Annotated in this window: 11 protein-coding genes; 6 read left to right on the top strand and 5 right to left on the bottom strand. The window is 70.6% G+C overall.

The features are described from left to right. The first annotated feature begins 53 nt into the window (after positions 1-53). The 3 genes from ABS78_RS11765 to ABS78_RS11755 all read left to right on the top strand — a co-directional run bounded on the left by ABS78_RS11765 (position 54) and on the right by ABS78_RS11755 (position 2,536). Positions 54-545 carry an NAD(P)H-dependent oxidoreductase gene (locus ABS78_RS11765; protein ID WP_293378965.1) on the top strand — a complete coding sequence of 164 codons (492 nt, stop codon included), beginning with the start codon at positions 54-56 and terminating at the stop codon, positions 543-545. A 15-nt stretch (positions 546-560) separates the two neighbouring features. After that, positions 561-1,424: a TauD/TfdA family dioxygenase gene (locus ABS78_RS11760; protein ID WP_293378962.1), complete on the top strand. Its 864-nt coding sequence runs from the start codon at positions 561-563 to the stop codon at positions 1,422-1,424. 344 nt (positions 1,425-1,768) lie between these two features. Further along, positions 1,769-2,536 (top strand): hypothetical protein, encoded by a 768-nt coding sequence (locus ABS78_RS11755; protein ID WP_293378960.1) that lies wholly within the window; start codon positions 1,769-1,771, stop codon positions 2,534-2,536. Here the strand turns inward: ABS78_RS11755 and gyrA are convergent. Further along, positions 2,533-5,316, bottom strand: coding sequence for a DNA gyrase subunit A (gyrA, locus tag ABS78_RS11750; protein ID WP_293378958.1), 2,784 nt, complete (start codon positions 5,314-5,316; stop codon positions 2,533-2,535). The two genes, ABS78_RS11755 and gyrA, sit on opposite strands and share 4 nt — an antisense overlap. 166 nt (positions 5,317-5,482) lie before the next feature. Between gyrA and ABS78_RS11745 the strand changes: the two genes are divergently transcribed. The 3 genes from ABS78_RS11745 (at position 5,483) to ABS78_RS11735 (ending at position 8,169) form a co-directional block, all read left to right on the top strand. Continuing rightward, positions 5,483-6,556, top strand: coding sequence for a 2OG-Fe(II) oxygenase (locus tag ABS78_RS11745; protein WP_293378956.1), 1,074 nt, complete (start codon positions 5,483-5,485; stop codon positions 6,554-6,556). Beyond that, the gene (locus ABS78_RS11740; RefSeq protein WP_293378954.1) at positions 6,553-7,605 is read left to right on the top strand and encodes a 2OG-Fe(II) oxygenase; all 1,053 of its coding nucleotides are present in this window, start codon (positions 6,553-6,555) and stop codon (positions 7,603-7,605) included. The genes ABS78_RS11745 and ABS78_RS11740 overlap by 4 nt, the downstream gene beginning before the upstream one ends. Positions 7,606-7,734: 129 nt before the next feature. Then, entirely contained in the window at positions 7,735-8,169 is a 435-nt protein-coding gene (locus ABS78_RS11735) for a DUF3617 family protein (protein ID WP_293378952.1), read from the top strand. A 77-nt stretch (positions 8,170-8,246) separates the two neighbouring features. On the opposite strand, the gene ssb is transcribed toward ABS78_RS11735, so the two are convergent. The 4 genes from ssb to ABS78_RS11715 form a co-directional block, all read right to left on the bottom strand. Next, positions 8,247-8,741 carry a single-stranded DNA-binding protein gene (gene ssb, locus ABS78_RS11730; RefSeq protein ID WP_293378950.1) on the bottom strand — a complete coding sequence of 165 codons (495 nt, stop codon included), beginning with the start codon at positions 8,739-8,741 and terminating at the stop codon, positions 8,247-8,249. A 116-nt stretch (positions 8,742-8,857) separates the two neighbouring features. Next, positions 8,858-9,256: a hypothetical protein gene (locus tag ABS78_RS11725; RefSeq protein ID WP_293378948.1), complete on the bottom strand. Its 399-nt coding sequence runs from the start codon at positions 9,254-9,256 to the stop codon at positions 8,858-8,860. A 21-nt stretch (positions 9,257-9,277) separates the two neighbouring features. Then, the gene (locus ABS78_RS11720) at positions 9,278-9,991 is read right to left on the bottom strand and encodes a hypothetical protein (protein WP_293378946.1); all 714 of its coding nucleotides are present in this window, start codon (positions 9,989-9,991) and stop codon (positions 9,278-9,280) included. A 124-nt stretch (positions 9,992-10,115) separates the two neighbouring features. Further along, on the bottom strand, positions 10,116-12,887 hold the full coding sequence (locus ABS78_RS11715) for a hypothetical protein (RefSeq protein ID WP_293378944.1): 2,772 nt from the start codon (positions 12,885-12,887) through the stop codon (positions 10,116-10,118). Between the last annotated feature and the right edge of the window lie 148 nt (positions 12,888-13,035).

Raw genomic sequence — 13,035 nt, 5'->3', positions numbered from 1 at the left:
GGGCGCGCAAGCCCGGCTGCGTTTCCAGCCGGAAATCCGGTATGGCTGGTCGCATGAAGCGCCTCCTGATCGTCTGGCATTCGCGAACCGGCGCCGCGCGCGCCATGGCCGGCGCCGCCGCCGACGCCGCGGCCGCCGAGGACGGGATCGAGGTGGTCTCCAAGCCGGCCGAACAGGCGACTGCCGAAGACCTGCTGGCGGCCGATGGCTACCTCTTCGCTGCGCCCGAGAACCTGGCGGCGCTGTCGGGCGAGATGAAGGCCTTCCTCGACCGAACCTACTATCCGGCCCTGGAGCGCCTGAACGGGCGGCCCTACGCGGCCATGATCGCGGCCGGCAGCGACGGGACCGGCGCGGCGCGGCAGCTCGCCCGCATCGCCACGGGCTGGCGTCTGAAGCCGGTGGCCGAAACCGTCATCGTCTGCACCCACGCCCAGACGCCCGAGGCGATCCTGGCCGAGAAGCGCCTTTCCGACGCCGATCTCGCGCCTTGCCGCGAACTGGGCGCGACGCTGGCCGCGGGGCTGGCGATGGGCGTGTTCTGAGGTCTAGGCTCGGTCATGGCCGACGGCCCGCTCCGGATCGAACCCCTGCCCGCCAGCTTCGGCGCGACGGTGACGGGCGCGCGCCTGGCCACACTCGACGATGGGGTCTTCGCGCGGATCTACGCCGCCTGGCTCGAGTTCGGGCTGCTGATCTGCCCGGCCCAGTACCTCACCCGCGAACAGCAGGTGGCGGTGGCGCGCCGCTTCGGGCCGATCGAATTCGCCGGCATCCCGATCAGCAACGTCCGCGACGACGGCCGCCTGCGCGATCCCGACGACGCCTGGGTCCGGGTGCTGAAAGGGAACCAGGGCTGGCACATCGATTCCACCTACGTGCCCGTCCAGTCCAGGGGCGCCCTGCTCAGCGCCCAGGTGACACCGGCCGAGGGCGGAGAGACCGAATGGGCCGACATGGCCGCCGCCTATGACGCCCTGACGCCGGACATGCAGGTGCGGGTGAGCACGCTGTCCGCCTTCCATTCGATGAAGCGCAGCCAGGCCGTCACGGGCGACGACTATCGCCCCGGCGCGGACCACGGCGGCTACGGCGCCGACGCCGCCCCGCCGCTCCGCCCGCTGGTGAAGACGCACCCCGAGACCGGACGCCAGTCGCTGGTGGTCGGCCGCCACGCCTATGGCGTACCCGGCCTGGACGCAGCGGAGTCCGAGCGGCTGCTCGCCGGTCTGGTCGACATGGCCTGCCGGCCGCCGCGCGTCTGGCGTCACGCCTGGCGGCCCGGCGACGTGGCCATCTGGGACAATCGCCGCACCATGCATCGCGGCCTGCCGTGGGACCTCTCCCGGCCGCGCGTGCTCCACCACACCCGCCTCGCGGGGGACCCGATCACCGAATTCGCGCCGTCGCCCTCACCTTCATGACGACGGCGTCCCGCCCCCATCCTCGGGCAAGGGCGGCCAGATGGCGAAGACCGCGTCGTCGCCCACCACCGTCACCGCCGGCCGCCCGCGCGCGGGCTGCGCCATCAGTTGGTCAATATGTCGGGCCAGTTCGGCGCGTTCGTCCGCGCGGCCCGCCTCTCGCTGGGCGGCCGTCGGCGGAGCGGCCTCTGGCGGATCGGGATATCCCATGCCTGCCAAATGGACCCGGCGCGCCGGAGGTTCCCGCGCGAGTTGCAACGCTTCGCTTCAAGCTGGCGCTGGCGTTGCGTCGGAAGAGGTTGCGGGCCAATCTTGAGGACCGATGCCGAGGAGGCTGTAAGGCGGTGTTGCGGATCGAACTGTCGGCCTTGAGCGCGCAGGAGCTGAAGCGCCTGCTCGACCAGGCGCGGGCGCGCGATCAGTCCGCCCTCGCCCAGCAGCTTCTCGCCGAGTTGGAGGCCCGGCCCAGCCGCGCCGACGAGTGGCGCTCGGCCCCCCGGCCCATGACCTGGACCCCGACCTACGAAGACCTGCTGGAGCCCGAGCCCGAAGCGGCCACGTCCCAGCGCAGCGGCGTCATGGCCGTCACCGCGGTGATCGCCGCAGTCGTTTCGGCCGCCGTGACCTGGGGCCTGAGCCTTCCGCCCGAACGCGCGGGCGAACGTCCGCCGTCTACGGAGGCGCCGCGGGCCGCGGTCATCCTCGCCTCCGTGGCCCCCGTCGGGCCGCCTGCCCTGACGCCTGCCCTGACACCGGCCGCGACGCGCGAAAAGGAATCGCCCGCGTCCGTGGCCGCCGCGCCCGAACGGCACGCCGCGACCATGTCGGCGCCTCGACGCGAAAACCCTTGCTACGATCTGCCCACGGCGGCGGAACGACTGGTGTGCGGCTATCCCAGTCTGGCGATCCGCGACCGTCAGATGCGTATGGCCCTGGCCCGCGCCCGCGCCACCGGCGGCGATCTGCGGGCTCTCGAGGCCGAGCAGGCCAGCTTCCGCGACATCAGCGAGGACGTGACGGACCGCAAAGCCCTGGCCGACCTCTACGATCGCCGTATCCGCCAGATCGACGAGACCGCGGCCCGCGCCCGCGCCGCCGAACCCCTGTTCTAGCCTTCGGGACCTGCGTCCTCAGGACGAACCGCGCCTTGGGGTTCCTCGCCCTCGTCGCCGTCCTCGCCCGCGTCCGCCAGTCGCTCGACAGACACGACATGCTCGTCGGCGCCTGTGCGGAAGATGATCACGCCCGAGGTGTTGCGGCCCACCATGCGGACCTGCGTCACCGGCGTCCGGATAAGCTGGCCCTGGTCGGTGACGAGCAGGATCTGGTCGCTCTCGTCCACGGGGAACGAGGCCGCGAGCTTGCCGCCCCGCTTCGTCAGGTCCTGCGCCAACAGGCCCTGACCACCGCGTCCGGTCCGACGGAACTCGTAGGCCGAGGTCCGCTTGCCGTAGCCTTCGGTCGAGACGGTGAGGATCACCTCCTCGGCGGCGCCCAGCTCGGCGATCCGCTCCGGTGACAGCGCGGCGTCGCCCACGGTCTCCTCGTCGTCCTCCGGCGCCGTGGCGTCCTCGATGTCGTCGCCTTCGCCCACCGCGCGGCGCATGGCGTTCGCATGTTTCACATAGGCCGCGCGCTCGTCGGCCGTCGCGGCGACCGACCGCAGGATCGCCATCGAAATCACCGAGTCGCCCTCGGCCAGCCGGATGCCGCGCACCCCGGTCGAATCGCGGCCGGCGAACACGCGGACCTCTTCCGTCGCGAAGCGGATGCAGCGGCCCAGGGCCGTGGTCAGCAGGATGTCGTTCTGCTCGGCGTTGCAGACGCCCACGCCGATGATCGAGTCGCCCTCGTCCAGCTTCATGGCGATCTTGCCGTTGCGCTTGATGCCGATGAAGTCGCTGAGCTTGTTGCGGCGGACGTTGCCCGAGCGGGTCGCGAACATCACGTCGAACTGGTCCCAGGTCGCCTCGTCCTCGGGCAGCGGCAGGATCGAGGTGATGCTTTCGCCGGTCTCGATCGGCAGCAGGTTGACCCACGCCTTGCCGCGCGAGGTCGGCGTGCCCACGGGCAGGCGCCACACCTTGAGCTGGAAGGCCTTGCCGCCCGACGAGAAGAACAGCATCGGCGTGTGGGTGTTGGCTGAGAACACGCGGGTGACGGCGTCCTCCTCCTTCGTCGCCATGCCAGAGCGGCCCTTCCCGCCCCGGTGCTGGGTCCGGTAGATCGCCAGCGGCGTGCGCTTCACGTAACCGCCGTGGGTCACGGTGATCACCATATCCTCGCGGGCGATGAGATCCTCGTCCTCGACGTCCGCCTCGCCGTCCACGATCTGGCTGCGGCGCGGCACGGCGAACTGGGCCTTCACCTCCACCAGCTCCTCGCGGACGATCGCCATCACCCGGTCCCGGGACGACAGGATCTCGAGGTGGCCGCGGATCGTGCCCGACAGCTCGCCCGCCTCGGCGAAGATTTCGTCCCGGCCCAGGCCGGTGAGGCGCGAGAGCGTCAGCGCCAGGATCGCACGGGCCTGTTCATCGGTGAGGCGGATGCGGGTCCCGTCCACGACGACCGTGCGCGGATCGGCGATCAGCTCCACCAGCGGCAGCATGTCTCCCGCCGGCCAGTCGCGGGCGACCAGCCGCTCGCGCGCCTCGGTCGGGTCCTTGGACGAGCGGATGATGTGGATGAACTCGTCGATGTTGGCCACGGCGATGGCCAGTCCGACCAGCACGTGGCCCCGATCCCGCGCCTTCCCCAGTTCGAACTTCACCCGCCGGACGACCACCTCTTCGCGGAAGTCCACGAAGGCCGAGATCATCTCCCTCAGCCCCATCTGCTGGGGCCGGCCGCGGTTCAGGGCCAGCATGTTGACCCCGAACGAGGTCTGGAGCGGCGTGAAGCGGTAGAGCTGGTTCAGGATCACGTCCGGCGAGGCGTCGCGCTTCATCTCGATGACGATGCGCATGCCCTGGCGGTCGCTCTCGTCGCGCAGGTCGGCGACGCCCTCGACGCGCTTCTCCCGGACCAGTTCGGCGATCCGTTCGACCAGCGCCGACTTGTTCAGCTGGTAGGGGATCGAGGTGATGATGATCGCCTCGCGATCCTTGCGGATCTCCTCGATCGTCGCCTCGCCGCGCATGATCACCGAGCCCCGCCCGGTCATCAGCGCCTGACGCGCGCCGGTCCGGCCGATGATCAGGCCGCCGGTCGGAAAGTCGGGGCCGGGTACGATATCAAGCAGGTCGTCCAGGCCGATATCCGGGTTGTCCACATACGCCAGGCAGGCGTCGACCACCTCGCCCAGATTGTGCGGCGGGATGTTGGTGGCCATGCCCACAGCGATGCCCCCGGCGCCGTTCACCAGCAGGTTCGGGATGCGGGAGGGCAGAACGACGGGCTCCTGTTCCGAGCCGTCGTAGTTGTCCTTGAAGTCGACCGTGTCCTTGTCGAGATCCGCCAGGATGGCCATGGCGGCGCGGGTCATCCGGCTCTCGGTGTAGCGCATGGCCGCGGGCGGATCGTTGTCGACCGAGCCGAAGTTCCCCTGGCCGTCGATCAGCAGCAGGCTCATCGAGAACGGCTGCGCCAGCCGCACCAGGGTGTCGTAGATCGCGACGTCGCCGTGCGGGTGGTACTTACCCATGACGTCGCCGACCACGCGGGCCGATTTCACATAGCTGCGGTCGGGCGTGTGGTTGTTCTCGCCCATCGAGAACAGGATGCGGCGGTGAACCGGCTTCAGGCCGTCGCGCACGTCGGGCAGCGCGCGGCTGACGATCACGCTCATCGCATAGTCGAGGTAGCTGCGCTTCAGCTCGTCCTCGATGGCGATAGGGGCGATGCCCCCGCGCCCGTCCTCGGGAGGGGTCTGGTCGGATGGATCGGTCAAGGGTGGGAAATCGCCGTGAGAATCGGACAGGTCTGGTGAAATCCTCAACTAGCATCCGCGACCCGGAAAGGCCACTTCGCGCGCACGCACGCGCACGCGTACGCGAAGAAGAGCGGACTTTCGCCAGGGCGTGACCGCACGCGTCTCCGGTCCTAGATATGGCCGCATGTCGCTCCGCTACGGCCAGCCGGCGCCCTGGTTCATCGCGCCCACGGCGTCCAGTCCCGAGTTCGTCTTCGACACGGCGGCCGGCCGCTATGTCGTGCTCCTGCTGCCGCCGCAGGAACCCGGCGCCTACGCGGCGGCGCTTCAGCTGCTGGCGGCCGACCGGTCCCGCTTCGACGACGTCTTCGCCTCGGCCTTCGTGATCGTTCCGCCCGGCCTGACCCTCCAGGGCGCCCAGGATCTGCGCGGCCTGCGCTGGGTGCTGGACGGCGGGGGCGCGATCACGGCGCGCTACGGCCCGGAGCCGCAATGGATCCTGCTGGATCCCACCCTGCGCGTCATGTCCGTCGAGCCCGTTACCGAGGGCGCGGCGTTCATGCGCCGGCTGGCCGCCCTGCCCCCGCCGGCCGCCCACGCCGACACGCCGCTGCACGCGCCGGTTCTCGTCGCACCGCGCATCTTCGAGCCCGAGCTTTGCGCGGCCCTCATGGCGATGCACGCCGCGGACGGCGGGGCCTTCACCGGCGTCATGCGCGACGCTGGCGATCGCACCTTGGCCGTCATGGACGACCTCAAGCGCCGCCGCGACATCTGGATCGCCGAGCCCGCCCTCCAGGCCGCCCTGCGCGAACGCCTCGAGCGGCGCCTGTTCCCCTTCATCGAGTTGGCCCTTGGCTTCAGGGCGACGCGGATCGAACGCTACCTGGTGAGCTGCTACGACGCGGCCGACGGCGGCGTCTTCCATCCGCACCGCGACAACACCACCCACGGCACGGCCCATCGCCGGTTCGCCTGCTCGCTCAACCTGAACGACGACTTCGAGGGCGGCGACCTGCGGTTCGCGGAGTACGGCCCGCAGACCTACCGCCCCCCGCCGGGCGGCGCGGTGGTGTTCTCCTGCGCCCTGATGCACGAGGCGCGGCCGGTGACGCGGGGCCGCCGCTACGCCTTCCTGCCCTTCTTCTTCGACGAGGCCGGCGCCGCCGTCCGCGCGGCCTACGAGGCCCGCCAGGCGGCGCACCCGATGGCGCCCCCGCTGGCGCCCCCGACGACGCATGGAGGCGCCCCGGCATGACCTGGTTCCTCCCACCCCTGTCGGTCGGCGAGTTCGCACCGCCGTTCGCCGCGGTCTCCCGGCCCAATCCGCGGTTCCAGTCGGGCGCCCTGGGCGGCCGCCATGTCCTGTTGGCGTTTGCGCCGGACGCCCCCGCCCGGACGGCTGCGATGGCCGCGTTCGAGGCCGCCCGGGCGCAGTTCGACGGCGTTCGCCTCGGGGCGGTCTTCATCGGCCGCGCGGCGTCCTTCGACCAGTTTCCGCCCGACGCGGCGCCCGGCCTCCACTGGCTGCTCGACCCCGACGGGGAGATCGCCGCGAAGTTCCGCCCGGACGAGGGCTGGCTGCTGCTGGACCCCGCCCTGCGCATCCTGGACCGCGCGCCTCTGAATCATCCGGCGAGGCTCTTCGCGAGCCTTCCCGATCTTCCGGCGCCGGGCCTGGAGGGCGGCGCGCCGGCCGTGGCCCCGGCCCTGATCGTCCCTCGGGTGTTCGAGCCCGGCCTCTGCCAGGCCCTCATCGAATGCTACGAGGCCCAGGGCGGCCAACCCTCGGGCGTCATGCGCGACATCGGCGGCCGCACCATTGGCGTCCTCGACGGCATGAAGCGCCGCCGCGATGTCATGGTGGAGGACACGACCCTCCAGGCCCGCATCCGCCAGGCGCTGTCCGCCAGCCTGATCCCGATGATCGCCCGGACCTTTCAGTTCCAGGCCACCCGGCTCGAACGCTTCCTCGTGGCCTGCTACGACGCCGGCGAAGGCGGCTACTTCCGGCCGCACCGCGACAACCTGACGATCGCCACCGCCCACCGCCGCTTCGCCGTCTCGATCAACCTGAACGCGGAGGACTTCCGGGGCGGCGACCTCCGGTTCCCGGAGTTCGGCAGCCGCACCTACCGCCCGCCGACAGGCGGCGCCGTGGTCTTCTCCTGCAGCCTGCTGCACGAGGCCACGCCGGTCGCACACGGACGGCGCTACGCCTTCCTGCCCTTCCTTTACGACGAGGCGGGCCAGGCGATCCGCGACGCCGCCGTTTCGAAACTGGGGCCTGCCCCGCCCGCGTCATGAGGCGCGGGCTCGGGTGAAGACCGGCCGCGCCGGGAACCGCGGACTCAGGCCAGGTCTGGCCGCGCCGTAAGGTCCGGTTCAGCCCCGGGGCGCCACCCTGGCGCCGAATTCGCCGACTAGGTCCGATCCATGCTCCGCACCGCTCTCGTCTTCCTGTTGCTCGGCGCGCCGGCCGCCTCGGCCGCAACGGCGATCCAACCCGGCTACTGGGAATCCACCAACAAGCTGCTGTCGCCGGTCCGCCAGACGTCCACCGAGAAACGCTGCATCACACCGGCCGACGTGGACAAGTTCATGGCCGGCCCCTCCAACCGCCACTACGCCTGCACCTATCCGACCCGCGTGATCTCGGGCGGCAAGATCCGGCTCAAGGGGACCTGCGTCAGCAAGAAGGGCCACAAGGTCGCGGTCGAAGGCTCGGGCGTCTACACGCCCACCAGCTTCACCCTCACAGCGGACATCGCCACCGAGTTCCTCGGCCTCGACATCGCCGGCCGCGCCAGCACCGAGGCCCGCCGCATCGGCGACGTCTGCCCGTCGCCCGAGCCGAAACCGGAAGGCTGAACCCCGCGCAGACGCCCGCGCCCGGCCCGATCGAATCCAGATTCCCCATTCACGAGAAAATGGGGCCTGAAATTCCCCTAGAACGGGATTTCGTCGTCCAGGTTGGCCGAGAAATCCTCGCGTGGCGCTGAAGTGGATTGCCGCGGCCCCGAGGAGAATCCGCCCCCGCCGCCGCCGTAGCTGTCGCCGTAGCTGTCGCCACCCCGTTCGGCGTCGCCGCCACGGCCGTCCAGCATGGTGAGTTCGCCGCGGAATTTCTGAAGCACCACCTCGGTCGAGAACTTCTCCTGCCCGGACTGGTCCTGCCACTTCCGCGTCTGGAGGCTGCCCTCGATGTACACCTTGGTGCCCTTGCGCAGGTAGTTCTCGCAGACCTTCACGATGTTCTCGTTGAACACCACGACCCGGTGCCACTCGGTCTTCTCCTTGCGCTCGCCGCTCATGCGGTCGCGCCAGGTTTCGGAGGTGGCGATGCGCAGGTTGGCCACGCGGTCGCCCGAGTTGAGGCTACGGATCTCGGGATCGGCGCCCAGATTGCCGACCAGGATCACCTTGTTGACGCTGCCCGCCATCGATCTTGTCCTTGCTTTCCGTAGGTTGCGGGCGAAAGGGCCCAGGCGCCCACGCTAGCGCGGACCGAACGGGCGGGCAAGAAATGTTCTAATTTTGTTCCCTTCGCCATCCACAGCTATTGCTGCGGCATGGCGCCCGGTATGGCGAGGCGGCCGTCGCCCGTCCGCACGAGGGCCACGTAGCGCGGCCCCTCCAGCGACGTCGAAGTCAGCACCCCTTCCTTCTGCAGGAACAGGAAATTCGCCTGGTAGGCGCCGTAGATCTCCTGCTGGCTGCCGCCCATGCGCAGGAACTTGATGCGCATGGCCTCCAGGTTGGCGGCGCAGACCTCGAGGCTCGCGGCGTCCACCAGCTTGTTGTACTTCATCGACCCGTCCGCCTGGGGCACGACATGGTAGCAGACCCCGGCGTCCCCGGGCGGCTTGGTCTTCTGGCTGCAACCGGCCAGCGCGAGCGCGGCCAGGGCGGCTGCGACGAGGGCGGGCGAAGCGGTGCGGGCGGTTCGACGGATCATGAGGCCAGCCTACCAGTCCGCTCAGACGGGCGGAATGCTGCAATCGGGCGCCTGGGGGACCAGCATGCGGAACACGCGGTTGTCGTCCGACACTTCGACCCGACCCGCCACCAGCCGCAGGGTCTGCTGGCCGAAGCGTCCGTAGGTCGCCCCGCCCGGCCGTTCGCAGCGGCCCGAGAAGAGCTGCTGTACGCACGAGCCCAGGTCGGTGTCCGTCGCCACGCGCCGCCAACGGCCGCCGCCGTGCCGCCAGCAGCTTCCCAGCGCGGTGACGCCGGGCCCCATGCCTGAGGGCGGCCCCGCGCCCTCGGCCGGCGGCAGCGCCGATTCCACCGTCACCGGCGGATCCGGCTCGACCGGCGGCAGCGGCGTCAGGATCTGCCCCGCCTCCTGGGCCGCGGTCAGAGCGCCCATCTCGTCCAGGCCCACGTCCAGAGCGTCCGTGGCCACGCCGTTGCGCTGGGCGCAGGCGGTCAGGGAGAGTTCGCCCACGAACTGTCCCTGCACGAAGCACCGCAGGGGCTTGCCCGGATCGATCGCGCCGGCGTCCTCGCCCGTGGCGTCGATCACCAGGCCGCCTTCCGAAGCGGGCGGCGGCGCCTCGGGCGTCCTGTCGCCGGAGGTGAGCATCCAGGCGACGCCCAGGCCGGCGGCCAGGGCCGCGAGGCCGCCGAGGGCGACAAAGGGAAGGCCGCGCCGCGGCGTGCGCTGCGGATCCTGGGGGGCGGAGTCCATCCGCACTGGCTATCCCCCCGGGGGACGCCTTTCAAGCCGGACGGACGGCGGAGGCGGTTGCAGCGCCTCCCCGCCCAAGGCTCGGACCCGGCGCTCGGCCGCCCATCCCGCGGCTCCGCGGCGCCTAGCCCCCCAGGCGCGCCAGGGCGGCCTGATAGTTGGCGATCTGGTTGCTGAGATAGGTGGGCACCGGCCCGCTCGCCGCCTTGGCCGCCTCCTGCGCGGCGCGTTGGGCCGGCGTCAGCGAAGCCTGGACGAGGTCCTTGTAGATCTGCCGCACGACGCCCATCGCCTTGCCGAGCACGGCGAGGGTGTGGCGCTTCTCCACGTCGTTCGAGATACTCAGGCCCCGCTCCAGGCTCAGCCCGTACAGCATGTCCTTGCCGTCGGCCGGCCGCGTCACGCCGTCCTTGGTCACCGTCTTGCGGATCACGCCCTCCGGGATGCCCAACATGGCCAGGGCGTCGCGGTCGGTCTTGCCGGCGCCGAATTCCATGACCACGCGGTCGGTGTTGGGCTCGATGCGCAGGCTGCGCATGCCCTCCGCCGTCGCGATGGTCACCTTGGCCTGGAAGCCGCTGGCGCGGCGGATCTTCGCCGCCAGGGTGTCCAGGGTCTCCTTCGGATCGATGGTGATGGTCTGGGCCCGGCCCGAGACCTTCAGCGTGAACTGGTCGCCGGGCCGCAGGCTGGACACCGCGGTCAGATAGGGCGAATCGGTCAGGTCCAGTTCGCCCTTGGGCAGGCCGATGCGGTCGAGGACGCTGGCGCCCGAGGTGTCCACGGCGATGCTGGTGGGCGCCGCGCGCCCGTCCTTGCCGGTGAAGCGCCGCGACCAGTCGATCGTTCCGCTCGTCATGTCCAGGCGGGCCAGGAAGCCGTCCTTCACGCCCACCGCGTCGGGATGGCCCGGCAGGTCGGTCCCCGCGGCGCCGCCGATCCACACCTGGCCGCCCGCCACCGCCAGCGACGTGGCCCGGTCGTCGCCCGCCCCGCCGTAGTAGGCCAGCGTGCCCCCGGGGCTCAGATCCGCCGACATCTGGGCGACGAACGCGTCGCTGCCGCCGGCATGGGCGCGCGTCACCGTCCCGGCGTTCAGCGCGGGGTTGTTGGTCGAGCCGGCGACGTAGAGCTGCCCGCCCTCCAGCGCCAGGCCGGTGATCTGGCCGCCCTGAAGCTCGCCCAGGTCCCGCGTCGAGGTCAGGACGGGGGTTCCGCCCGAGACGTCGAAGCGGCGCAGCACCGCGCGGCCGTCTTCGTTGCTGGCGGTGATGATCGACGTTCCGTCCACGACGATGCCGGCCGGACGATCCATGCCCGCCGTGCCGAAGACATTGCTGAACAGCAGTTGGACCTTGCCCTGGGCGTCCGGCTTGAACGCTTCGATATAACTGTCCGAACCGCCGATCGGCGCGGCGCCCGGCTTGCCCGAACTGGTTCGGCCGATCACATAGACCGTCCCGTCGTCGCCGAAAGCGACGTCGGTCGCCTCGTCGGCGGCCCGCGCGCCGCGCCGCTGCGTCCAGAGCTCCTGGCCGTCGGCGTCGTAGACGCTCACGAAGCTGTCCGTCTGGCCGTCGAAGGCGCCGGTCGAGTTCAGCGGCCCGTCCACGACGCCGCCCAGCGCGCCCTTCACCGACCCCGCCACCGCGATCTTGCCGTCGGCCGACAGGGCCAGTCCCAGCCCGCTGGCCTCGTCGGAGGCGCCCAGGGTGCGGGCGAACACCAGCTTGCCGGACGCGTCGTACTTCAGCAGCGCCACGTCCTGGTCTCCGCGGATCTCCTGGCCGGCGATCTTCGAGGTCACATCGGCCAGCATGTAGACCGAGCCGTCGGCTGCGACCTTGGTGTCACGCACCGTCTTCACCTCGGGGCCCAGCGTCTCCGAAAAGATGCGGCCGTCGACCCAGTTCTGCTCCCCCGTCCGCTGCAGGGGCGAAGGAACGTCCGTGGTGTCGGTCTGGAATTTCAGGAACTGGGCGGCCGTGGTCGCGTCGGCCGTCTTCGGGTCGCGGTCCGGATCCGGGTTGCCGACGTCCTGGGCCACATAGACGGCGCCCGCCGTCGCCGGCGCCGAGAAGGTGATGGTCTCGCCGGCCGACGCGCGAACCTTCAAGGCCCACTGGTCGGGATTGGTCCCGATGGTGACGGTCTTGCCCCCGATCGTCGTGGTCCTCGGGCCGCCCGAGATGCGCTGCGTCCCCATCCGCGTGTCGACACCGGCGGCTTCGAGCTGCTGGTTCATGTAGGTGACGACGTTGTTGATGGTTCGCGGCTGCGCGCCCATGCCGGACAGGTCGATCGGCACATTGATCGTGGCGCCTGAGCGCTTGACCGCGATGTTGAACTGCACGTTCCCGGTGAAGGCGGGGACGACGTTGTCGCTGGAGCCGCTGACCAGCGGCGGCGTGACGTATTCCGTCTTGTTGCGCGGCACGCCCAGTGTCGTCTTGGCCTGGGTGTTGGCCACGCCCTGGATCACGCGGGCGTCGTTGAGGTCCATGTCCCCGACGTAGCCGAGGATCTCCTTCAGGCCGCGATTGAAGGTCGTCTCCATGCGGCTGCGGTCGGCGGCGGTCATGCCCCGCGCGCCCGACTGTTCCGTCACCGTCATCAGGACCGACAGGCCCTGATAGAGGGCGAAGAGCTTCCGGTAGTCCCCGCTCGCCCCCGGGAGATCGAGCTTCGCCCCCGATTCGTCGACAAAGCGACGCCCCAGCATCGCCGCTTTGGTGGCCGCGCTGATGTCTGCGGCCGACGTGGACTGGTTCCAGGGCGCGGTGGGCGCGGTCTTCTTGCTGGCCGTCGAGGTTCCGAGCGCACTCGTCCCGACGCCGATGCCGGCGCGGGCCTGGTAGAATCCCAGCAGGACGCTCGTATCGATCGAGGTGACCATGTTCACACGCTTCGCGGACGCAGGCCTCCGCGGGTCGATCCTAGGCCGGACAATCGTAACGGCGCGTTAAGCGCCCCAAAGACCGAGCGGACGCGGGATCCGAAAAACGCCTCAGGATATGACGCATGAAAATAGCCCGGACGCGGTG

It is taken from the genome of Phenylobacterium sp. SCN 70-31, assembly GCF_001724605.1.
Classification (GTDB): Bacteria; Pseudomonadota; Alphaproteobacteria; order Caulobacterales; family Caulobacteraceae; genus Phenylobacterium.
The sequence above is the reverse complement of the archived record's forward strand: the minus strand, read 5'-3'. Positions and strand labels throughout refer to the sequence as shown.